A 22,318-nucleotide genomic window follows, 5' to 3' on the forward strand; every position below is an offset into this window, starting at 1 on the left:
AATTATATATAATGTTTGACAGTTCAAGGGCGACCCCTCAAGATCGCCGGCATGTTTGGGCGGGCAGGCTCCGCCGCGCGCGTTTGTCCATGGAGGGGCGCGAATCATGATGACACCCGATCTCGCTGCAATCGAAGCAATGGATGCCGCCGATCCGCTGCGCTCCATGCGCGAACGCTTTGTCTTGCCGCAAGGCGTGATTTATCTCGACGGCAATTCCCTGGGTGCCGCGTCACCAGCCGTCTTCAGCGAATTGCAGCAGGCCGCCACGCAGGAATGGGCGCACGACCTCATTCGCGCCTGGAACACGGCTGGCTGGTTCAACATGCCGGTGGAACTGGGAGATCAGCTCGGACGACTGATCGGCGCGGCTGACGGGCAGACGGTGGTCTGCGACACAACCTCGATCAACATCTACAAGCTGCTGCACGCAGCGCTCGGCATGCGGCCGGATCGGTCGGTCATCGTTGCCGAGGGCGACAGTTTCCCGACCGACCTCTACATGGCCGAAGGCGTCGCCTCCACCCGGCCGAGAACGCGGCTGCGGCTGGAGGGCGTCGACGCGGCCGCAATCGAGGAGCTGATCGACGACAGCGTTGCCGTCATCCTGGTCAACCACGTCAACTACAAATCCGGCCAGTTGCGCGACATGCCGGCGCTGACGCGCAAGGCACATGACGCCGGCGCGCTGATCATCTGGGATCTCTGCCACACCGCCGGCGCCTTGCCGGTCGAACTCGACCGTGCCAGTGCCGATTTCGCTGTCGGCTGCACCTACAAATACCTCAATGGCGGCCCGGGCTCGCCGGCCTTCATCTACGCGGCCGAGCGCCACCATGGTGATATCAGCCAGCCGCTCAGCGGCTGGTGGGGCCATGCGCGGCCGTTTGCCTTCGAGCAGGGCTTTGCCGTCGGCAGCGGCATCCGCCGCTTCCTATGCGGAACGCAGCCGGTGCTGTCGATGCGGGCGCTCAAGGGCGCGCTCGATATCTGGAACGACGTCGACATGGCGGCGGTGCGCAGAAAAAGCATCGCGCTGACCGACCTGTTTATCCAGCTCGTCGAAGCCAGATGCGGCGCCTACGGGCTTGAACTGGAAAGTCCTCGCGACGGCAGCCAGCGCGGCAGCCAGGTGTCGTTCCTCCATCCGCATGGCTATCAGGTGATGCGCGCGCTGATCGAGCGCGGCGTGATCGGCGATTTCCGGGCGCCGTCGACCATCCGTTTCGGCTTCACGCCGCTCTATGTCGGTTATGGCGATGTCTGGCAGGCGGTCGAAGCGCTGGAGGATATTTTGCGCACCGGCGCCTGGCAGGACGCCCGCTTCGCGGTGAAGACCGCGGTCACCTGAGGAACTAGAGCAATTTCAGGAAAAGTGTGAAGCGGTTTTCCGTCCGCAATTGCGTCAAATCAAAGAGCTAGAGCATTTCGCCGTTTACGCTAAACGGTGAAATGCTCTAGAGCCGGGTGCGGACCGTCCAGAGCTCCGGAAACAGCACGACCTCCAGCATCTTCTTCAGATAGGAGGCGCCTGAGGTGCCGCCCGTGCCGCGCTTCAAGCCGATGATGCGCTCGACCGTGGTGACGTGGTTGAAGCGCCAGCGGCGGAAGTAATCCTCGAAGTCGACCAGCTTCTCGGCCAGTTCGTAGAGCATCCAGTAGCGCTGCGGGTCGCGGTAGACGGTTTGCCAGGCAGCCAGCACGTCTTCGTTCTCACCGCGCGTCTCGCGCCAGTCCGTGCGCCCGGCATCGGCGCCGATGTCGAAGCCATTGCGCGCCAAAAGCAGAAGCGCCTCATCATAGAGCGACGGCGTGGCCAGGATGGCTTCCAGCCTGTCCGTAAGGTCGGGCCGGTGCTTGTGCGGCCCGAGCATGGCTAGGTTGCGGTTGCCGGCCATGAACTCGATGGCGCGGTACTGCCACGACTGGAAGCCCGAGGATTGGCCGAGCGCGTCGCGAAACTCGGTGTATTCGCTTGGCGTCATCGTGCGCAGCACGTCCCAGGCATTGTTGAGCTGCTCGAAGATGCGCGCGACGCGCGACAGCATCTTGAAGCTCGGTTCGAGGCGGTCGGCGCGGATCGAGCGGATCGCGGCGCCGATCTCGTGCAAAGCGAGCTTCATCCACAATTCCGATGTCTGATGCTGGATGATGAACAGCATCTCGTCATGGGCCGAAGACAGCGGCGCCTGCGCATCGAGCACCTTGTCCAGCTGCAGATAGTCGCTGTAGGACATCCGCTCCTTGAACGACATCTGCGCGCCATCGGACGCCGGATCGTGCGGCTTAATCAATTGCTCTTCTCCGCGCGCAACCGGAAGCGCTGGATCTTGCCGGTCTGGGTTTTGGGCAAGGCGTCGATGAACTTCACCGAACGCGGATATTTGTAGGGCGCGATCGTTGCCTTGACGTGGTCCTGCAGGCGTTTGACGGTCAATGCGTCCGGCGAAACACCTTGCACAAGCACGATATGCGCCTCGACGATCTGGCCGCGTTCACCGTCCTCGGCGCCGGTCACCGCGCATTCGGCGACGTCGGGATGCGAGAGCAGCGCCGCTTCGACCTCGGGGCCGGCGATGTTGTAGCCGGCGCTGACGATCATGTCGTCGGAACGCGCGGCGAAGTGGAAGAAGCCATCCTCGTCCTGCGTGAACGTATCGCCGGTGAGATTCCAGCCGTCGCGGACATAGTCCTTTTGCCTGGCATCGGCCATGTAGCGGCAGCCGGTCGGGCCGCGCACCGCCAGCCGGCCAGCAGAGCCGCGCGGCAACTCCCGCATCTCGTCATCGACGATGCGTGCCAGATAGCCGCCGACTGGTTTGCCGGTGGAGGCCGGCTTCATGTCGTCGAAGCGGTTGGAGATGAAGATATGCAGCATCTCGGTGGCGCCGATCCCATCGAGGATCGGCTTGCCGGTCTTCTCAGTCCATTCCTCGAAGACAGGCGCCGGCAGCGTCTCGCCCGCCGAAACCGCGACGCGCAGCGAGGACAGGTCAGCGCCTTGATCCATGGCCTTGAGCATGGCCCGATAGGCGGTTGGAGCGGTGAAGGAAATGGTCGCTTTGTAGGTCTCGATGATGTGGATCATGTTGGGTGGCGTCGCCTGTTCCAGCAACGTCGCCGCGGCGCCGAAACGCAGCGGGAAGATGGCGAGCCCGCCAAGACCGAAGGTAAAGGCAAGGGGCGGGGAGCCGACGAAGATGTCGTCGGGCGTCACCTCCAGGATTTCGCGGGCATAGGCGTCGGCGACGATCAGCAGGTCGCGGTGGAAATGCATCGTCGCCTTCGGCACGCCGGTGGTGCCGGAGGTGAAGCCGAGCAGGGCGACATCGTCGCGGCCGGTGTTGACGGCAGTGAAGGTGACCGGCTTGTCGAGGGCGGCGCGGTCGAGTTCCGCGTCATGGTTGGCCGTGCCGTCGAAGCCAATGACCTGCTTGAGATACGCACTGCTCTTGGCGCAGGCGGTCATCTCGTCCATCAGCCTTGTATCGCAAAGCGCAACCGTGATTTCCGCCTTGTCGACGATCTTGGCGAGTTCGCCGGCGCGCAGCATCGGCATGGTGTTGACGACCACCGCGCCAACCTTGGTGGCGGCCAGCCAGCAGGCGACCATGGCCGGGTTGTTGGCCGAGCGGATCAGCACCCGGTTGCCCGGCTTGACGCCATAATTCTCGACCAGGGCATGGGCGAGCCTGTTGGTCCAGTCGGACAGTTCCTTGTAGGTGCGGCGGCGGCCATTGCCGATCAGCGCGGTGTGGTCGCCGAATCCTTTTTCGACCAGCCTGTCGGTCAATTCGACGCCGGCATTTATGTGGTCGGGATAGTCGAAGCCGTCGAGCAAAAACTCCGGCCATTGCTCCGGCGGCGGCAGGTTGTCGCGCGTGAATGTGTCGATATGCGCTGATGGCCCAAGCATTTTCGGCTGCCCCTGTCTGCCTCGCGCCCATGGCTGAACAAGGCGCAGGATCGCACCAGTCGAAATTTGTTTCAAGCCTAAAATGTTTTTAGGTCGCAGCATTGACGCCGCCCTGTTCGGCGGCCATTCCTGTCGACTGAACTGAAGCCATCCGGGAGGGATGCAGATGCTCGAACATCGTGTTGCCGATTGGGACAATGCCTACGCCAACGGCGACAACATTGCCGGCAGCAATCGCTGGCCGGCCGCGTGGGACACACCGGCACAGGCTTTTCGCGACACAATGTCGGCGTCCGGTCGGGCCAAGCTCGACATCTCCTATGGCGACAGTCCACGCAACAGGCTCGATCTGTTCCTTCCCGATGTCATGCCCAAAGGGCTCGTCGTCTTCATCCATGGCGGTTACTGGAAGGCGTTCGACAACAAGCCATGGTCGCATCTGGCCAACGGCGCGGTTGCCAATGGCTTTGCCGTGGCAATCCCGACTTACACGCTTTGTCCCGACATACGCATTTCCGGCATCGTCAGGGAAATCGCGGCGGCGATCGGCAAGGCGGCGACGATGGTCGGCGGGCCGGTGATCCTGACCGGGCATTCCGCCGGCGGCCATCTCGCCTCCAGGATGGTGACGACAACGACGCCTCTGGCCGCCGATGTGGCCGGCCGCATACGCAATGTCGTCTCGATCTCCGGGGTTCATGATCTGCGGCCGATCATGCGGACGGGGATGAACGCGACACTGGCCATCGATGAAGCGGAAGCACTGGCCGAAAGCCCGGTTCTGCTGCGCCCCATGCAGGGCGCGCGCATCACCTGCTGGGCTGGCGGCGGCGAGCGGGCGGAGTTCCTGCGCCAGAATGCGCTGCTTGCCAACATCTGGATCGGCCTCGGCGCCACGACCAGCACAGTGGTCGAGCCGGACCGGCATCATTTCAGCATCGTCGACGGGCTTGCCGATCCGACACATCCGCTGACGCGGACATTGCTGGCGGAGTAACAACCAGTCTTATCTCTTGGAATTAACGGCTTGGATCCGCGACCTTCAGCGCAACATCAGAACGCTGCAAGCAGCGCCTGCTTCTGCCGCCGGAGCGAAGGGCTCGCGCACGATCAGGCCGGTGGCGTCGGCCAGCATTCTCAGCATCGAGGAATCCTGGATGCCGAACGGCGTCGCCACCAATGCGCCGGCTTCTTCCCGGACCACGGCGCGCACATAGTCTTGCCTTAGATCATTGGCCGGCATCGCGGCGCCAAGCTGAGCCTGGCGGATGTCCTGCCGGTGGGGACGGCCGCCGAGCTGCGCCAATAACGGCTTCAGGAACAATTGCGAGCAGACCAGGCTCGCCACCGGATTGCCGGGCAGGCCGATGCACCTGATATCGCCCAGCCGCCCGAACATCAGCGGCTTGCCCGGGCGCATGGCGAGCTTCCAGAAGTCGAGGTTCATGCCTTCGCCGGTCAGCACGTCATGGACGAGATCATGGTCGCCGACCGAGGCGCCGCCGAGCGTGACGATGACGTCGGCTTTCGCATCGACCGCCTTTTTCACCAGCGCCGCGATCGCTTCCTTGCGATCGGCCGCTATACCGAGATCGAGCGCGCGAGCGCCGACCGACTGCGCCACAGCAGCGACGCCATAGGCGTTGGACGAGATGATCTGGTCGGGGCCAGGTTCGCTACCCGGTGGCAGCAATTCGTCGCCGGTGGCGATGATGGCGACCAGCGGCCGTTGCACCACGTTCAACCGGGGATGATTGGCCGACGCCGCCAGCGACAATGCAGCCGGATCGAGCACGCGGCCTTTCTCCAGCAGCACGTCGCCTTGGGCAAAATCCAGTCCAAGGCGGCGGATGTTACGGTTCTTCGCCGTCGGTTCGGTGACCTCGATCCGGCCACCGCCGAGATCGCGGACATTCTCCTGGATGACGATGGTGTCTGCGCCTTCCGGCAGCGGCGCGCCGGTGAAGATGCGCACAGCTTCCGCCTTACCTACAGCGCCGTCAAAGCCTCGCCCTGCAGGCGCCTTGCCGATCACCGAAAGCCTCGCCGGGAGGGTCGCCACATCCCGCGCCCGTGCGGCATAGCCGTCCATGGCAGATGCATTGAAAGGCGGCTGGGTACGCAGCGCCACGACCGGCTCCGCCAGCACCCGGCCGGCCGAATCCGCCAGCGCGACGCTTTCACCGGGCAACGCCACAGCGCCGTCGAGTAGGCGTTGAAGCGCCTCGGCGACCGGAACCAGCGCCATTTACGAACCCGCCTTGTAGTCGCCGGACTTGCCGCCGGTCTTTTCCACCAGCTTTATACCGGAAATCACCATGGCGCGGTCGACCGCCTTGGCCATGTCGTAAATGGTCAGGCACGCGACAGATGCCGCGGTCAGCGCCTCCATCTCGACCCCGGTCTTGCCGGTGACGCGGGCGAGCGCGGTGACCCTGAGGCCGGGCAGCGTGGTGTCCGGTTCGATGTCGACCGACACCTTGGTCAAAAGCAGCGGATGGCAGAGTGGGATCAGCTCATGCGTTTTCTTGGCAGCCATGATGCCGGCAATGCGCGCGGTACCCAGCACATCGCCCTTCTTGGCGTCGCCGTCGAGGATCATCTTCAGGGTTTCGGCCCGCATCGAGACAAAGCCCTCGGCGACCGCCGTGCGCGTCGTCTCCGCCTTCTCGCCGACATCGACCATGTTGGCCTCGCCCTTGGCGCCGAGATGGGTGAGGGCGGCTGCCATCCTCAGATGGCCTCTGCTTTCGCCTTGCCTGTCAAAAGCAGCCGCGTTGCCGCAGCGACATCCTCTTGCCGCATCAGGCTCTCGCCGACGAGGAAGGTGCTGATGCCGGTCTTTTGCATCCTGAAGCAATCGTCGTGGGTGAAAATTCCGCTCTCGCTGACCAGCAATCGGCCGCCCGGCACCATCGATGCCAGCCGTTCCGAGATCTCGAGGCTGGTCTCGAATGTTCTGAGATTGCGGTTGTTGATGCCGATCAGCTGCGACGAGAGTTTTACCGCGCGCTGCGTCTCGGCCTCGTCATGCACCTCGATCAGCGCGTCCATGCCGAGTTCGAACGCGGTCGCTTCCAATTCGCTCGCCAAGGCATCATCGACGCTGGCCATGATGATCAGGATGGCATCGGCGCCCCATGCGCGAGCCTCGTAGACCTGGTAAGGGTCGAACAGGAAATCCTTGCGCAGCGCGGGCAGGGACACTGCCTTCCGTGCATTGGTGAGAAATTCCGGCGCGCCCTGGAAGGATGGCGCATCGGTCAGCACCGAAAGACAGGCGGCACCGCCTTTCTCATAGGCCTGCGCCAGTGCGGGCGGGTCGAAATCGGCACGGATCAAGCCTTTGGATGGGCTTGCCTTTTTGATCTCGGCGATCAGGCCGAAGCTGCCCGATCTGCGCTTCGCCTCAAGCGCCCTCCGAAAGCCACGCGGTGCGTCGGCATCCTTGGCTCGCGCCTTGATCTCGGCCAACGGTATCCGCGCCTTCGCCGCCGCGATCTCGTCGCGCTTGTAGGCCTCGATCTTGCGCAGAATGTCAGCCACGGCTCATCCGTTCGAAATCTCGACCAGCCTGTCGAGCACGCCCAGCGCCCGGCCGCTGTCGATGGCCTGTGTGGCCGCGGCCATGCCGTCGGCAAGCGTCGTCGCCTTGCCGGCCACCACCATGCCGGCGCCGGCGTTCATCAGCACCGTATCGCGATAGGCCCCGGCAGCACCTCTCAGCATGTCGCGCAACGCCGTGGCATTGTAGGCGGCGTCGCCGCCGCGCAACTCGTCCTTGGTGTGGCGCTGCAGGCCGACGGCTTCCGGGGTGAGCGTGAAATGGCGGATCTCGCCGCCGGCCAGTTCCGCCACCTGCGTTTCGCCGGTGGTGGTGATTTCGTCATAGCCATCCCCATGGACCACCCAGGCATGCTCGGTGCCCAACGCCTTCAATGTCTCGGCCACCGGCACGATCCATTCCGGCAGGAACACGCCGACCATCTGCCTGCTGACGCCAGCCGGATTGGACAGCGGTCCGAGCAGGTTGAAGATGGTACGCGTGCCGAGCTCGACGCGGGTCGGGCCGACATGCTTCATCGCAGGGTGGTGCGCCGGCGCGAACATGAAGCCGACGCCGGCCTCCTGGATGCAGCGGCCGATCACCTCTGGCAGGATATCGATCTTGACGCCGAGCGCGACCAGCACATCGGCAGCGCCCGTCAGCGACGACAGGCCGCGATTGCCGTGCTTGGCGACCGGCACGCCGCAGCCGGCAATGACGAAGGCCGAAGCGGTCGAGATGTTGACTGAATGCGAATTGTCGCCGCCCGTGCCGACAATGTCGATGGCGCCCTCAGGAGCTTCGACGCGCAGCATCTTGGCACGCATGGTGGCGACGGCGCCGGAAATCTCGCTCACGGTCTCCCCGCGCACGCGCAACGCCATCAGGAAGCCGCCGATCTGGCCCGGCGTCGCGTCGCCAGACATGATGATGTCGAAAGCTTCGCGCGCTTCCTCGAAGGTAAGCCCGCTTCCCGTGGCGACCTTGGCGATATGGGTCTTCAGGGCGCTCATTGGGCCAAGACGTTCATTGGGCTAAGGCCATTCATTGGGCGAGGGCTTGGGAAACGGCGGCCTGGTCGACGCTGACGGCGTACTGCGTCTGCAACTGCGCCACCAGCTGGTCGAGCAGATCGTCGGACATGCCTTGCGTGAAGGATTTTTGCGCATCGTCGGGTACCGAGCTGGCGTCGGCTCCGGCCGGCTCGAACACTTCGGCGACCTTGAACAGGATCTGGCCGTCGCCGGTGGGCGAGGGGATCAGCCCGGTGCCGCCTTCGCCGACCCCGAACATCGCAGCAGCACCCTCCTTGCCGAAATCGACATCGTCGGCCTCGCGCTTCACGCCGCGCTTGGTCTGCTTTTCAAGCTTCAGTTCGCCGGCGATGACGTCGAGTGTGGTGCCAGCCTTGAGGCGCTTGTCGAGTTCGTCTGCTTTCGCGGTCAGCCGCTTGGTCGTTTCCTCTGTCGTCCAGTCCGCCACCACGCGCTGGCGGACTTCGTCCAGCGTGCGGTCGCGAGCCGGCGTGATCGATGTCAGTTCATAGAACACGAAGCCGTTGTTAGGCGTGGTCAGGGCTTGATTCTCGGTGTTGGGCTCGGCCTCGAACACCGCCTTGATCAGGTCCGGCGATGCCGGCAGGTCCTTGATGATGGTGCCGTCCGGCTTGAGGCCGGTGCGGTCTATGGCCTCGACGGTGACGTCCTTGAGCTTCAGTTTGGCGGCGGCTTCGGCCAGCGTGCTGCCGGCGGCGCGGGTGTCTTCGTAGTTGTCGTGCACGTCGAGCAGGATGCGGCTTGCTTCGCCGAGCGCCAGATCCTTTCGGATCTGGTCTGACACTTCCGCCAGCGGCTTCACCGTTTCCGGTTTGATCTCGGTGACGCGCAAAAGCACCGGACCGAACGCGCCCTGGACGACCGGGCTGACTTCGTTGACGGCAAGCGCGAATGCGGCATCGGCGACCGCCTTGTCGGTGATCTTATCCTTGGAGAGCGTGCCGAGCAGCGTGTCGGCCGGGGTCTTGCCCTGCGCGGTGACGATCTTGTCGAAAGTGGCGCCCGTCTTCAGCGAATCGGATGCCGCCTTGGCGGCGTCCGCGGAAGGGAACACCAGCTGTTCGATGGTGCGCATTTCCGGCGTGGTGTAGCGGCCCTTGTTCTTGTTGTAGTCGTCGCTGACCTGCTGGTCCGTTACGGCGCTGACATCCATGATGTCTTCGGGCTCGAGCCGGACATAGGAGAATTTGCGGTATTCTGGCGCCGCGTAGGTTTTCTTGTTGGCCTCGAAATAAGCCTGAAGCACGCTGTCGGATGGCGCCTCGATGGGCTCCACCAACGCCTTTGGCAAGATCAGATAGTCGATGGTGCGGTCTTCGCCCCGATAGAGCGCAACTGCCTTGAAGAAGGTGTCCGGAGCCTTGAGGCCGTCCGAAACCGCTTCGACGATCTGCTGGCGCACCGCCACCTGAGCCCGGTTCTTCAGATAATCCTCCGGCCGCATTCCCAGTTCGCGCAGCCGGGATTCGAACAGCCGGCGGTCGAACTGGCCATTCGGGCCTTGGAAGGCGGGTTCCTGCCGCGTCAGTTCGGCCAGCCTGTCCTTGGAGAAGCCAAGCCCGAGCTTGCGCGCCTGTTCGTCAAGGACGGCGCCGGACACCAACTGAGCCAGCACCTGGTTGTCGATGCCATAGGCCTTGGCCTGGTCGCGGCTGATGCGCTGGCCGATCTGCTGCTGCAGCATGGCGATCTGGCGATCGTAGGCGAGGCGGTACTCGGTGATCGACACGGTGGTGCTGCCGGCGGTGATCACCGCATGATGGCCAGCCAGGAAGCCGCCCGTCATCCGCGTGGTGACGCCCCAGGCAAGGAAACTCAACACCAGCAGCGACAGCAGGGCTTTCGCGACCCAGGTCCCTGCCGCGCTTCTCAATATACCAAGCATTGTTACTTCCGATTTTTGCGCAGTTTTGCGTGCGCCCGAGTCTGAAACAAGCGCAATAGCGCCCTTCCGGCTCACTGTCGATTGCTTTGTGGCCTGATTTTGATAGGGAGGGCGAGACCCCAATGTCGCCCGGAGAACCAGATCCCCATGACGCCAGGAATTCGACCGCTCGTTGCCGGCAACTGGAAAATGAACGGCACCAGCGCTTCGCTGAACGAGCTCAGGATGATCGGCAACGGCTTCATGAGCGGGCTCGACGCAGAGACCGAAGCATTGGTCTGCGTGCCGGCGACCTTACTGTCGCGCGCCGTCGAAATCCTGTCGCGCACGCCGGTGCGGGCCGGTGGCGAGGACTGCCACATCAAGGAAAGCGGCGCCTTCACCGGCTGTGTCTCAGCCGAGATGCTGAAGGATGCGGGCGCCAGCCACGTCATTGTCGGCCATTCCGAGTGCCGCGAACAGCGCAGCGAGGACGATGCCATCGTCCTCGCCAAGGCCTCGGCGGCGTGGCGGGCAGGGCTCGTCGCCATCATCTGCATCGGCGAGACCAAGGCGGAGCGTGAAGCGGGCACAGCACTCGACGTGTTGTCGCGGCAGGTCGCCGGCTCGGTGCCACCGAGCGCAACGCCCGCCAACACCGTTATCGCCTACGAGCCGGTATGGGCTATCGGCACCGGCCTGACGCCGACCGCCGAAGACGTGGCGGAGGCGCACGCGCATATCCGCCAAAAACTGGCGGAAGCGCTCGGCGCAGCCGTGGCCGGCAAGATGCGCATCCTCTATGGCGGCTCGGTCAAGGCGTCCAACGCGGTCGAACTGCTGGGCGTCAAAAACGTCGATGGCGCGCTGGTTGGCGGCGCCAGCCTGAAGGCGTCCGACTTTCTCGCCATCGCCGAGGCATACCAGAATATCGCGTAGGCCCGGAATTTCGTTGCCGACCAGTTCCGTCATCGACTTATGAACGCAGCAGTTCGGCGGAAATCGTTGCAAAGGGCGCATTGCTTCCCATATTCCGGCCACGGGCTTGGAAATGCCGTTAAAGCATTGTATGGAGCCGCCTCCAAATCACCGGCCCTGATCGCCAGGGAGCGGCAGGGCTTGCCAGGATAAAATATGGAAACCGTACTGATCGTCATCCACCTCATGGTCGTGCTCGCCCTTGTCGGCGTGGTGCTGCTGCAACGCTCCGAAGGCGGTGGTCTCGGCATTGGCGGCGGTTCCGGTTTCATGACCGCGCGTGGCGCCGCCAATGCGCTGACGCGGGCGACGGCGATCCTGGCCGCGGCCTTCTTCGTGACGTCGCTGACACTCTCGATCGTTGCCCGCTATGGCGAAAAACCGATCGACATTCTCGACCGCGTGCCGGCCGACAGCGGCAACGGCGTGCTCAATCAGTTGCCCGGCACGACGGCGCCGACGCCGCCTTCGGGCAACACCGCACCGGCCGCGCCCGCGGCCAACGGCGCCGCCACGACGCCGCCCGCGACGGCTCCCGCCACCACAGCCCCGGCGACGGCTCCATCTCCGGCGACGCCACCTGCAACCGATTCGGCTGCGCCGCCGGCTACCAATGGCGTTACCTTGCCGGTCACGCCGCAGGTTCCGAACCAGTAGTCGGTACGGTCAGATGCCGCGATCTGTTGTTGTTTCAACACAGTCGCGGCAAATGGCACACGATCACGAAGATTCGACGGCACCCCGTGCTTGAGGCCCGTACGCCACTTCGATTATAGATTGCCGGCGGCACTTTCTGCGCCCTTGGGGGGCGCCGGGCGACGCCGTGGGCAACAAGCATTGAACGATCGGATCTTCGCCATGCAGCTTCGCAGCTTCATTTTCATGGGGTTTTGTGCCGTATTCGGCATGAGCTCCGCGGCCTTCGCCGGCACTCCGGCAATGACCTCACCGCAGGCGGTTGGCAAAACCGCTGTCATCAACGTCGCCGCCAAGAGCGATGCGACGCAGCTGAAGCTTCTCAAGAAGAAGAAAAACCCGAGCCCGGATGATCTGGCTCAGATCAGCAAGCTCGAAGACAAGATCGCCGCCGACAGGGATCTCGCCCGCGTCAAGGCGCTCGAGGCCCGCAAGGTGGCGATGCGCGATGCGGCGAAAGCCAGGGCCGACGCCCAGCGCCAGGCGTTCCTGGCCAGCAAGGGCAAGCCGGTGGTGATCGCTGACGCCAAGCCAGGCAAGAAGATCACCAAGATCATCGCTCCGGTTGACCCGATCGCGCCGGTCGAGCCGATCGAATCGGCCGAACCGCTTCCGGCCGAAGCGATGAATATCGCGCTGACCGGCAACAATGGCGAATTGCGCAGCGAGGCCCCGGGCCAGAAGCCGACGAGTGGCGGACTGTTCGCCGGCCTGTTCGGCGGCACGTCCTCTGCCTCGTCCATTGCCTATCTCCCCGAGACGCGCGCTCTCGACCAGGCTCTCGCCAAGCGGCAAGCCAAGAAACAGTTCAAGGTGAAGCCGGAATTCGTGCCGCAGGACGTCGAATTCAGCGGCTACGAGCCGGGTACGATCGTCATCGATACCAGCGCGCGCCGCCTCTACCTCGTCGAATCGGCTTTCACCGCCCGCCGCTATGCGATCGCGGTCGGCCGCGAAGGCCTGCAGTTCAAGGGCAAGGTTGCCGTTGGCGACAAGCAGGAATGGCCGCGCTGGATCCCGACGCTCGACATGCAGAAGCGAGAACCCAAGCATTATGGCCAGTACAAGGACGGCATGCCCGGCGGCGGCCAGAACCCGCTCGGCGCCCGCGCCATCTATCTCTACGATGGCAAGAAGGACACGCATCTGCGCATCCACGGCACCATCGCGCCGCAGTCGATCGGAACCAGCGCTTCCAATGGCTGCTTCCGCATGATCAACGAGCACGTCATGGACCTCTACAGCCGCGTCAGGGTCGGCACCAAGGTCGTCATCATCTGACGCTTTCACAAACCTGCCGAAAGGGCCGGCTTTTGCCGGCCCTTTTGTTTTGACCAAAACACCAGTCTCGAACCTCGGGACTATCGCGCCTTCTCTGGAAAAAGCCTCAGCGGCGGTTTTTTCTCTGGCGGAATCAATTCGGCCGCGTTAAGCGATGACTCCCATGGCGCGATATGTATTCATCACAGGCGGCGTGGTTTCCTCACTTGGAAAAGGCATCGCTGCAGCGGCCCTTGGGGCTCTCTTGCAGGCGCGAGGCTATCGCGCACGCATCAAAAAGCTCGATCCCTATCTCAATGTCGATCCCGGAACGATGTCGCCTTACCAGCATGGCGAGGTTTTCGTCACCGATGACGGCGCCGAGACCGATCTCGATCTTGGCCATTACGAGCGCTTCACCGGCCGCTCGGCCAACCAGCAGGACAACATCACCACCGGCCGCATCTACAAGAACATCATCGAGCGCGAACGGCGCGGTGACTATCTCGGCGCCACCGTGCAGGTCATTCCGCACGTCACCGACGAGATCAAGAATTTCGTCCTCGACGGCAATGACGACTATGATTTCGTGCTGTGCGAGATCGGCGGCACGGTTGGCGATATCGAGGCGATGCCGTTTCTCGAGGCTATCCGCCAGCTCGGCAACGATCTGCCGCGCAACAACGCCGTCTATGTCCACCTGACCTTGATGCCTTACATCCCGACGGCCGGCGAGCTGAAGACCAAGCCGACCCAGCATTCGGTCAAGGAACTGCGCGGCATCGGCATCGCGCCCGATATCCTGCTGGTCCGCGCCGACCGCGCCATCCCCAAGGAAGAGCGCAGAAAACTGTCGCTGTTCTGCAATGTGCGCGAAAGTGCCGTCATCCAGGCGCTCGACGTGCCCCACATCTATGACGTGCCGATGGCTTACCACAAGGAAGGGCTCGATTCGGAAGTGCTGGCCGCCTTCGGTATCGATCCGGCGCCGAAGCCGCGCATGGAGCCCTGGCAGGCCGTGTCCAACCGCATCCACAATCCGGAAGGCGAGGTGACGATTGCCATTGTCGGCAAATACACCGGCCTCAAGGATGCCTACAAATCGCTGATCGAGGCTTTGTCGCATGGCGGCATGGCCAACCGCGTCAAGGTCAAGCTCGACTGGATCGAGAGCGAGATTTTCGAGAAGGAAGACCCCACGCCGTGGCTGGAAAAGGTGCACGGCATCCTGGTGCCCGGCGGCTTCGGCGAGCGCGGCTCGGAAGGCAAGATCCTGGCGGCGAAATTCGCCCGCGAGCGCAAGGTGCCGTATTTCGGAATCTGCTTCGGCATGCAGATGGCCTGCATCGAGGCGGCGCGCTCGCTGGCCGGCGTCGAACACGCCTCGTCGACCGAATTCGGTCCGACCGACGAGCCGGTCGTCGGCCTGATGACCGAATGGCTGAAAGGCAACATGCTGGAGAAGCGCCCCGAAACCGGCGATCTCGGCGGCACCATGCGGCTCGGCGCCTATCAGGCTGAACTCGCCAAGGGTTCGAAGATCGCCGACATCTATGGCGACACCCAGATTTCCGAGCGCCATCGCCACCGCTACGAGGTCAACATCGACTACAAGGAGCGGCTTGAGGATTGCGGCCTGGTGTTTGCCGGCATGTCGCCCGACGGTGTGCTGCCGGAAACGGTCGAATATCCCGACCATCCCTGGTTTATCGGCGTCCAGTATCACCCGGAGCTGAAGAGCCGGCCGCTCGAGCCGCATCCGCTGTTCGCCAGCTTCATCTCGGCCGCGGTGGACCAGTCGCGGCTGGTATAAGCAGGCCGCGTTGCCATGCAAACCTATGTTGCGCTGCTCTACAGCATTATCCTCGGCGAAGGCCGCCGGGTCGTCATGGCCGACCTCAAGGCGATGGCAGAACAGCTTGGGCTGAAGAACCCGCGCACCCTGGTGGCGACCGGCAATCTGGTCTTCGAGACACGGGCGACCGGCATCGCCAAGCTGGAACAGCGGCTGGAAACGGCCTTCGAAAAAACCTTCGGCCGCAATGTCGTCATCATCGTGCGCACTGCCGAGGATTGGCTGAAACTTGCCGCCGGCAACCCATTCCCGGCCGACTCTGCCGAGGCAGGCGATCAGGTGGCCGTGCGGGTGATGCGCGAGCCAGCGCCAGCGGATGGTGCGGCCGCGCTCCAGGCCTATGCCGCCGAGGACGAGAGGGTGGCTTCGGTCGACGGCGACATCTGGGTCGTCTTTTCGCGCCAGCGGCCAAGCTCGCGGCTGCTCGCTGCCATGAACCACAAGCGCATGGGCATCGGCACCGCACGCAACTGGAACACGGTGCGGAGGTTGGCTGAGATGGTGGAGTAGGGAGTAGGGAGTAGGGAGTAGGGAGTAGGGAGTAGGGGTTATACTATTCCCTACTGGCTACTGACTACTCCCTATCTCTCATTTCACGCCTTCGCCGTCCTGGCCCCTGCGCCAAGGGCGGCGGTGCGAAGGACGTAGTAGATGACCCCTGCAATGCCGACGCCGAAAAACCAGCCATAAACGCCCCACCATGCCGGCAGCAAATTGGTGAAGTTCGGCAGGACCGAGGAGAAGATGGCGCCGATGCCGGCTGCTATGAAGGCGTTGACGTGCCAGCCGCCCTGGAAGCGGAACTCGCCATCTTCGCGGTACAGTGCCTCGACGTCGACCTCGCCCTTCCGGATCAGATAGTAGTCGACCATCATCACCCCGAAGATCGGCCCCATCGTCGCGCCGATGACGTTGACGAAAGATGCGGCACTGCCTTCCCACGGCGCGAAGGGATAGAGCACCAGCGCGATAACAGCTGCGATATAGCCGCCCTTCTTGAAGTCGATCTGCCGGGGAAAGACATTGGAGAAGTCGAAGGCCGGCGAGACGAAGTTTGCCACCACATTGATGCCGAGCGTCGCCACGGCAAAAGTCAGGGCTGCAAGCGCTGCCAGGAACCAGCTGTCGAATTTCGCCGAGATCTGGTCGGGATGCAGAAGCACTTCGCCATACACGTCGAAGGCAGCGATGGTGGTCACGCCGGCGACCAGCGAGAACAGGATGAGATTGATCGGCAGGCCCCAGATGTTGCCCTTGCGCAGCGATGCCTTGTCTGGGGCATAGCGGGCGAAATCGCAGAAATTGAGATAGAGCGCTGAGAAATAGGTGACCCAGATCGCCGCCACCGCAAACAGCGACGTCCAGGAGCCAGGGGTTCCGGGTACGCCGGCATCCTTTGTCTTGTCGAGCAGCACATCCATCGGGATGTCGCTGGTGAAGGCAAATCTCCCGGATTTTACACAGAGATAGATCGCCAGGATCAACATCATCACCCACACCGCCGGTCCGGCCCAATCCTGGAAGCGGCGCACCGTTTCCATGCCGTTCTGGATGATCAGCAATTGCAGTGCCCAGATGACCACAAAACAGATCACTTCCAGACCCGTGTGGCCGAGGAAATGCGTGTTGGCGTTGAAATCGGCGAACCATTGCGAGCGGATCAGCAACGCCACGATCGCGCCCGATGCCGCCGCCGTCTGCGCGCCGTACCAGAAGCAGGCGACGATGGCGCGCACCAGGGCCGGAATGTTGGCGCCCCAGATGCCGAAGGAGGCGCGCGCCAGCACGGGGTAGGGCACGCCGGTCTTCACGCCGGCATAGCCGACCATGTTCATCAGCGCGTAGATGATCAGCGAACCGATGCCGATGGCGATGATGAAATTGACGAAGCCGCCGCAAAACAGGAACAGGCTTGCGGCGAGATAATAGCCCCAGAGGCTGTGGACGTCCGACGTCCAGACGTTGAAGATCGAGAACGGCCCCCAGTTTCGGACTTTGGCCGGAGCCAGATCCTCATTGTATAGATCAGGTGATGCGCCTTGTATGGTCACTGCGATGTCCTCCCCTTGATGCCGCACGCGCCCTCACGCGTCGACTGCGCAGGTTATGCCTGACGCAGGGGAACCGGCAAGCAATCCATTTGCCGGCTTTGGCCTTAAAGATATTCAATGAGAACAGCGCTTATCGATCGGCTTTTGGCGAAGGTCGGCGCAAACGCGGCGTATCTTGATTCGATCCGCAGGCGGCAGCGATCAGGACGCTTTGCGGTTGAGAGCCGGTGATGCGTCGAAATTGGCGGCAAGCCAAGCTATCGCGCAGGTGACATCATCGAGCCTGTATTGGGCCACGGTCGGCCCACGCGGCTTGACCCGGATCGAGATGCCGCCGGCCTCGTTGATCGCCTCGAAACCGTTTTCGTCGGCGGTGTCGTCGCCGAGAAAGACCGGCCGCCGTCCGGCAAAGGGCGGGATTGCCATGAAACGCCGCACGGCAGCGCCCTTGGCCGCTTCGAGCGGCATGAGTTCGACGCCGGCGTTGCCCGGGATAACCCGATAGCCCTTGGGAAGCTCGGTCAATGCCTGTTCGGCAAGATGCGTTGCCCTGGCCAGCAGATGCGGCGCCGCACGCGTATGGATGGCGAGGATCGGACCCTTGCGCTCGATATGAACAAGGCCGTCATCGAGTTCGGCCTCGATGGCGTCGGCAAGGGCAGCGATATCGGCGGGAGCATCCGCGGTAACGACCGGGCCGTCCGGCGTCAGCCGGTGTTCCAGCCCATAGAGACCGGCAACACGCAGCTTCAACGGATGAAACAGGCGGTCGGCGCCCTCGACCGAGCGGCCGGTGATAAAGGCGACGGCGCCGTCCAGCCGTTTGTCGACGGCGCCGAGGAGGTTGCGCAGTTCGTCGCTCACGGACACGGCGTCGGGGTGCGCGGCGTGCTCCAGCAACGTGCCGTCGATGTCGAGGAAAAGCGCCCATTGTCCTTCCGGCAGGTCGGGTGCGGTTGGCAGGCCCGGTGCTTTCGACAGGCTATTCATGACGCCACCTTCCGCATGCGGTCGAACAGTGAGACGATGTTGCTGCCGGTGTTTGCGGGCCGCTCGGCGACACTTGTCGCTCTTTCGAGGTCGCCGCGTTTGCGCAGGCGCGCCGCATCGAGCAGCATGCTGCCGGCCCAGCGAAAGACATTGTTGTCGCGCACTATTTCGCGCATCGGGCGCATGCGCTCGCGTTGTTCGTCCGGTGACATGGTCAGCGCCTGCAGCAGCACCTGGCTCATCATCGCCGCGTCGTAAGGATTGACGATCAGTGCTTCCAGCAGTTCGCGCGACGCGCCGGCAAACGTGCTGAGCAACAGCACGCCCTGTTCGTCGTCACGCGCGGCGACGAATTCCTTGGCTACGAGGTTCATGCCGTCATGCAGGCTGGTGACCATGCAGATGTCGGCGGCGCGATAGATCTCATAGACCTGTTGCTGCGAATGGTGCTCAGCCACCATGACCACGGGCTTGTAGCCGTCATGACCGTAGCGCTGGTTGAGCTCGTTGGCATAACGCAGGCATTCATCGTGCAATTGCTGGTACGCCGGCAGCGTGCCGCGGCTTGGGGCAGCAATCTGCAGGAACACTACCTTGCCGATCCACTCGGGGTGGCGCGTAAACAATTCGTCCAGCGCATGGAAGCGGTCGAGGATGCCCTTGGTGTAGTCCAGGCGCTCGACGCCGACGCACAGCTTGACGTCCGCCGACAGGCCGAACCGCTCACGCAGGCGGGCGCGGCTTTCCTCGACCGGTGGCAGTTTGGCCAGGAGTTCGGCCGGCCATTCGATGGAGATGGGATAGGCGTGCACCAGTGTCGTCCGCCCGCCATACGAGATCGCGGCGTCGGCGCGCTCGATCCGGCTTTCCAGGAACCTGTCTACGCTTTCAGTGAAATTATTGGCATGAAACTGGGTGTGAAAGCCGATGATCGAGCTCCCGAGCAGTCCATCAAGAACGCGTTCGCGCCATGGGCAGATGCTGAACACTTCGGAGTTCGGCCACGGGATGTGCCAGAAGGTGATGATGATCGCCTCCGGCAGGCGCTCGCGGATCATGCGCGGCAGGAGCGCGAAATGGTAATCCTGAACCAGCACGATCGGCCGCTCATTGCGCGCCTCGGCAACCACCATATCGGCGAATTTGCGGTTGACGGCCTCATAGGCCTCCCAGTCCGAGGCACGGAAGACCGGCCGTGTGAAGGCGATATGGCAGAGCGGCCAAAGCCCTTCATTGGCAAAGCCGAGATAGTAGCCCTGATATTCGTCGTCGCTCAGCCACACGCGGCGCAGCGTATAGGACGGATTGTCGGGCGGCACCTGAACCCGATCGTTGCTATCGACCGTCAGACGATCCGCAGTTCCGCCGCCATAGGCGATCCAGGTGCCGCTGCAGGCGCGGGTGATAGGCTCAAGCGCCGACACCAGGCCGCTGGCCGGCACCAGAAGCTCGACGCCGTCGTCCTTGATGTTGTGGATATAGGGTTCTCGGTTCGAGACGACGATGACCTGCGCGTCCGGCAGGTCGTCGGCAAGTATCTTGCGCAAGGTGTCGGGCGACCAGTTCACCAGCGCCGCGTCGGGAGATTGTCCATTCTTCTCGAACTCCCGCAAAACCTTGCGCGTCGCTTCCGATGCGACGTCCTCGCCGGCAGTCGGTGCAACCGTCAAGCTATGGCTACGACGTTGCCTGGAGATCGATAACAGAACGGCTAGAATCGAAAGGCCAAGGCTTGCAAGGATCAAGACCCAGAGCAGGGCCATGCCATAATCAGTCATTCCAATTCCAACTCAATTTTGGCCGTCAGGGCCTTTTTCTTCATGGTTCGATTTGAGTGTTCGCAGCCGACGATCGCCCGTGAGAACTGTGTTTTTCGCAACGCACAAACCCTGGGTTCGGTTCCCGTTGAAGGCCGTTCAGATCATGTCCGCACGATCAGCGGAACCAGCCCTTCATGGCGGTCGGCGAGAAAGGCGACGACGCGGTCGCCGACGCGCTGGAAGGTAAGATCGACCCTCTTTTCGCCGACACCCAGATGCCTGAGCGTCAGCGTATCGATGCCGATCGGCAAACGGGGTCGAGTGACGTGGATTTCGCCGTTCCAGCCGTCGATTTCCAGACCGAGGCACGCCTGCATCAGCATGAAGGCCGAGCCTGCGGACCACGCTTGCGGCAGGCAGGCGACGGGGTAGGCGATCGGCGCTTCGCCCGGCGAGCGGGTGAAACCGCAGAACAGTTCTGGCAGTCGCATGTTGAAATGCACTGCCGATTCGAACGTACCGCTCATCAGCCGCACCACGCTGTCACGCTCGCCGAACCGCGCCAGGCCGGCGCCGCACATCGCCGTGTCATGCGGCCAGATGGAACCATTGTGGTACGACATCGGGTTGAACAGCACAGCATCGTCGGAAAGCGTTCGCACCCCCCAGCCGGAGTGGAAGGAAGCCGAAAGCAACTGGTCGGCGACCATCTTAGCCCGCGCCGGTTCGGGCAGGCCGACATAGAGCAGGTGTCCGGCATTCGAGGTGCGCACCTTGCACGGCTCTCCGGCGCCGTCGATCGCCAGCGCATAGAACCCGAGATCGTCCAGCCAGAAATCACGCTCGACGGCGATCCGCATCTCTTCGGCGCGATTTTCCCAGTGCTCGGCCTGCGCGAACTCGCCCCGGCGGCGGGCGAGAGCGGCAAGGCCCCTGAAGGCGGCGAAGACATAACCCTGCACTTCGACCAGCGCGATCGGCCCCTTGGGGATGCGCCCGTCGGCGTGGAAGACGGAGTCGAAGCTGTCCTTCCAGCCCTGGTTCGCAAGGCCGGATTCGGCAGCGCGCTGATAGGTGACGAAGCCGGTTGCGCGGCTCGCCTCTTCCGTCCACTTGGCGGCGGCGCAGAGAGACGGCCACAGGCTGGCGATGAAGTCCATGTCGCCGGTGCGTTCGGCATAGGCGCAAGCGAGGTGGATGTAGAGCGGCGTGGTATCGACGCCGCCATAGTAGCGGCCGAAAGGCAGTTCCTGCAGCGCCACCATCTCGCCCTTGCGCGTCTCGTGCATGATCTTGCCGGGCTGCGAGTCGCTGAAAGGCGATGTCTCGGTCGCCTGGTGCTGGGCGAGGAAGGCAAGCACGCCGCGCGCCAGGCCGGGGTTGAGCCATAGCATCTGCAGCGCCGAGATGACGCCGTCACGGCCGAAGGCCGTCGAAAACCAGGGGATGCCGGCATAGGGGTAGGGGCCGGTCGACAACTCGGTGGTCAGCAAGGCGACATCCGCGCGGGCGCGTTCGACCCAATCGTTGAAGACGCGACCCGAACTGTGCACCGTCGCGCCATGGCGGCGCTTGGCCCGCATGCCGAAACGGGCGCGCGCCGCGGCCGCCCGGAAGCGGTCGCGGTCGGGCGTTTCGGTCAGTTCCGCGCCGGCCTCGACGTAAAGCATCTTGCTGCTGCGCTTGGTCACTGCGATGAGGAAATCCGCGCGCTCGGCGCTCAACTGGTCTGGCGGCTGCGAGAACGAGATCGCCGACACCCGCGCCAGCCCGTCCAGTCCGTCATAGCGCAGCAGCACCGAGGCAGGCGCGATCTCCGCTGCATGCGCCATTCCGCGCTTCGGCCGGGTCGAACCGCGCACCTCGAACATGTCGCGGAAATCGGCGGCAAAATGCAGCGAGACGCGGATTGCCGAATGCTCCTGGCTGTAGTTGGAAAGGGTGATGCGCTCGAACAGCCGGTCCTGCCACAACAGCCTGACGCGCTCGATATGGATGGCGCCCTGCGGGATGTCGCGGCCACCGACGCTTTGCATCGGCAAATTGGTCATATTGCTGGTGAACAGCACATTGTCCTGGCTGAGCGAGGCGCCGAGCAGCGATGTCTGCCGGCCGCCGACGGTGAGCCTGAACTCCGACAGCACCCGGGTGTCGTCACGGAAGAAACCGTCGCCCGCACCCCTGATATCGCCGTAGGCATCGGCCACGGCAAAACAGTCGCCTTGCTTTAGGGCAAACAGCCGGTGCGGCTCGCGCGGCGCGGTTTCGTCCAGGGAGGCAAGGGCCACGGCAGGGTCGAGCTTGCGCTCGTCAAGTTCGGTCATCAGTCACAAATCTCTGTTTCGG

At 63.4% G+C, this 22,318-nt stretch carries 18 protein-coding genes; 7 read left to right on the plus strand and 11 right to left on the minus strand.

From position 1 onward, the window contains the following. Positions 1-106: 106 nt before the first annotated feature. Positions 107-1,351: a kynureninase gene (gene kynU / locus NKK50_RS14305; RefSeq protein WP_502896559.1), complete on the plus strand. Its 1,245-nt coding sequence runs from the start codon at positions 107-109 to the stop codon at positions 1,349-1,351. 106 nt (positions 1,352-1,457) lie between these two features. Here the strand turns inward: kynU and kynA are convergent, their stop codons facing one another. Together kynA and NKK50_RS14315 are read right to left on the minus strand one after the other, a co-directional pair. Further along, complete coding sequence (kynA, locus tag NKK50_RS14310; RefSeq protein ID WP_352543572.1) at positions 1,458-2,294, minus strand: tryptophan 2,3-dioxygenase; 837 nt, start codon at positions 2,292-2,294, stop codon at positions 1,458-1,460. Continuing rightward, entirely contained in the window at positions 2,291-3,916 is a 1,626-nt protein-coding gene (locus tag NKK50_RS14315; RefSeq protein WP_352543573.1) for an AMP-binding protein, read from the minus strand. Before NKK50_RS14315 ends, kynA begins: the two co-directional genes overlap by 4 nt. Before the next feature lie 166 nt (positions 3,917-4,082). On the opposite strand from NKK50_RS14315, the gene NKK50_RS14320 reads away from it, so the two are divergent. Beyond that, positions 4,083-4,913, plus strand: coding sequence for a hormone-sensitive lipase (locus NKK50_RS14320; protein WP_352543574.1), 831 nt, complete (start codon positions 4,083-4,085; stop codon positions 4,911-4,913). Positions 4,914-4,958: 45 nt separating this feature from the next. Here NKK50_RS14320 and NKK50_RS14325 read toward each other — a convergent pair whose 3' ends face one another. The 5 genes from NKK50_RS14325 to NKK50_RS14345 are packed head-to-tail and all read right to left on the minus strand — an operon-like array spanning position 4,959 to position 10,403. Next, positions 4,959-6,164 (minus strand): molybdopterin molybdotransferase MoeA, encoded by a 1,206-nt coding sequence (locus tag NKK50_RS14325; protein WP_023693454.1) that lies wholly within the window; start codon positions 6,162-6,164, stop codon positions 4,959-4,961. Continuing rightward, on the minus strand, positions 6,165-6,647 hold the full coding sequence (moaC, locus tag NKK50_RS14330) for a cyclic pyranopterin monophosphate synthase MoaC (protein WP_023684710.1): 483 nt from the start codon (positions 6,645-6,647) through the stop codon (positions 6,165-6,167). It abuts the gene before it with no gap. Between the two features lie 2 nt (positions 6,648-6,649). After that, on the minus strand, positions 6,650-7,462 hold the full coding sequence (gene trpC, locus NKK50_RS14335; RefSeq protein ID WP_352543575.1) for an indole-3-glycerol phosphate synthase TrpC: 813 nt from the start codon (positions 7,460-7,462) through the stop codon (positions 6,650-6,652). 3 nt (positions 7,463-7,465) lie between these two features. Then, entirely contained in the window at positions 7,466-8,476 is a 1,011-nt protein-coding gene (gene trpD / locus NKK50_RS14340; RefSeq protein WP_352543576.1) for an anthranilate phosphoribosyltransferase, read from the minus strand. A gap of 31 nt (positions 8,477-8,507) precedes the next feature. After that, a complete protein-coding gene (locus NKK50_RS14345) occupies positions 8,508-10,403 on the minus strand; it encodes a peptidylprolyl isomerase (protein ID WP_023688560.1) in 1,896 nt (631 codons plus the stop codon). Between the two features lie 147 nt (positions 10,404-10,550). Here NKK50_RS14345 and tpiA point away from each other — a divergent pair, with 147 nt between their 5' ends. The 5 genes from tpiA to NKK50_RS14370 all read left to right on the plus strand — a co-directional run bounded on the left by tpiA (position 10,551) and on the right by NKK50_RS14370 (position 15,681). Then, a complete protein-coding gene (tpiA, locus tag NKK50_RS14350; protein ID WP_023671052.1) occupies positions 10,551-11,321 on the plus strand; it encodes a triose-phosphate isomerase in 771 nt (256 codons plus the stop codon). Positions 11,322-11,516: 195 nt separating this feature from the next. Beyond that, complete coding sequence (gene secG, locus NKK50_RS14355) at positions 11,517-12,017, plus strand: preprotein translocase subunit SecG (protein ID WP_023688558.1); 501 nt, start codon at positions 11,517-11,519, stop codon at positions 12,015-12,017. A 201-nt stretch (positions 12,018-12,218) separates the two neighbouring features. Next, complete coding sequence (locus NKK50_RS14360) at positions 12,219-13,337, plus strand: L,D-transpeptidase (protein WP_023688557.1); 1,119 nt, start codon at positions 12,219-12,221, stop codon at positions 13,335-13,337. Positions 13,338-13,491: 154 nt separating this feature from the next. Continuing rightward, the gene (gene pyrG / locus NKK50_RS14365) at positions 13,492-15,129 is read left to right on the plus strand and encodes a CTP synthase (RefSeq protein WP_352543577.1); all 1,638 of its coding nucleotides are present in this window, start codon (positions 13,492-13,494) and stop codon (positions 15,127-15,129) included. A gap of 15 nt (positions 15,130-15,144) precedes the next feature. After that, entirely contained in the window at positions 15,145-15,681 is a 537-nt protein-coding gene (locus tag NKK50_RS14370) for a DUF1697 domain-containing protein (protein WP_352543578.1), read from the plus strand. 83 nt (positions 15,682-15,764) lie between these two features. On the opposite strand, the gene NKK50_RS14375 is transcribed toward NKK50_RS14370, so the two are convergent. From NKK50_RS14375 to NKK50_RS14390, 4 genes are all read right to left on the minus strand, one after another. After that, positions 15,765-17,222, minus strand: coding sequence for an NCS1 family nucleobase:cation symporter-1 (locus NKK50_RS14375; protein ID WP_023688556.1), 1,458 nt, complete (start codon positions 17,220-17,222; stop codon positions 15,765-15,767). 201 nt (positions 17,223-17,423) lie between these two features. Continuing rightward, positions 17,424-18,212, minus strand: coding sequence for a trehalose-phosphatase (gene otsB, locus NKK50_RS14380; RefSeq protein WP_023748419.1), 789 nt, complete (start codon positions 18,210-18,212; stop codon positions 17,424-17,426). Continuing rightward, on the minus strand, positions 18,209-19,990 hold the full coding sequence (locus NKK50_RS14385) for an alpha,alpha-trehalose-phosphate synthase (UDP-forming) (RefSeq protein WP_023693459.1): 1,782 nt from the start codon (positions 19,988-19,990) through the stop codon (positions 18,209-18,211). Before NKK50_RS14385 ends, otsB begins: the two co-directional genes overlap by 4 nt. A 143-nt stretch (positions 19,991-20,133) precedes the next feature. Beyond that, positions 20,134-22,296 (minus strand): amylo-alpha-1,6-glucosidase, encoded by a 2,163-nt coding sequence (locus tag NKK50_RS14390; RefSeq protein WP_023834104.1) that lies wholly within the window; start codon positions 22,294-22,296, stop codon positions 20,134-20,136. Positions 22,297-22,318: the final 22 nt, after the last annotated feature.

Origin of the sequence: Mesorhizobium sp. M0001, from assembly GCF_040324255.1 — a bacterium.
Lineage (GTDB): Bacteria > Pseudomonadota > Alphaproteobacteria > Rhizobiales > Rhizobiaceae > Mesorhizobium.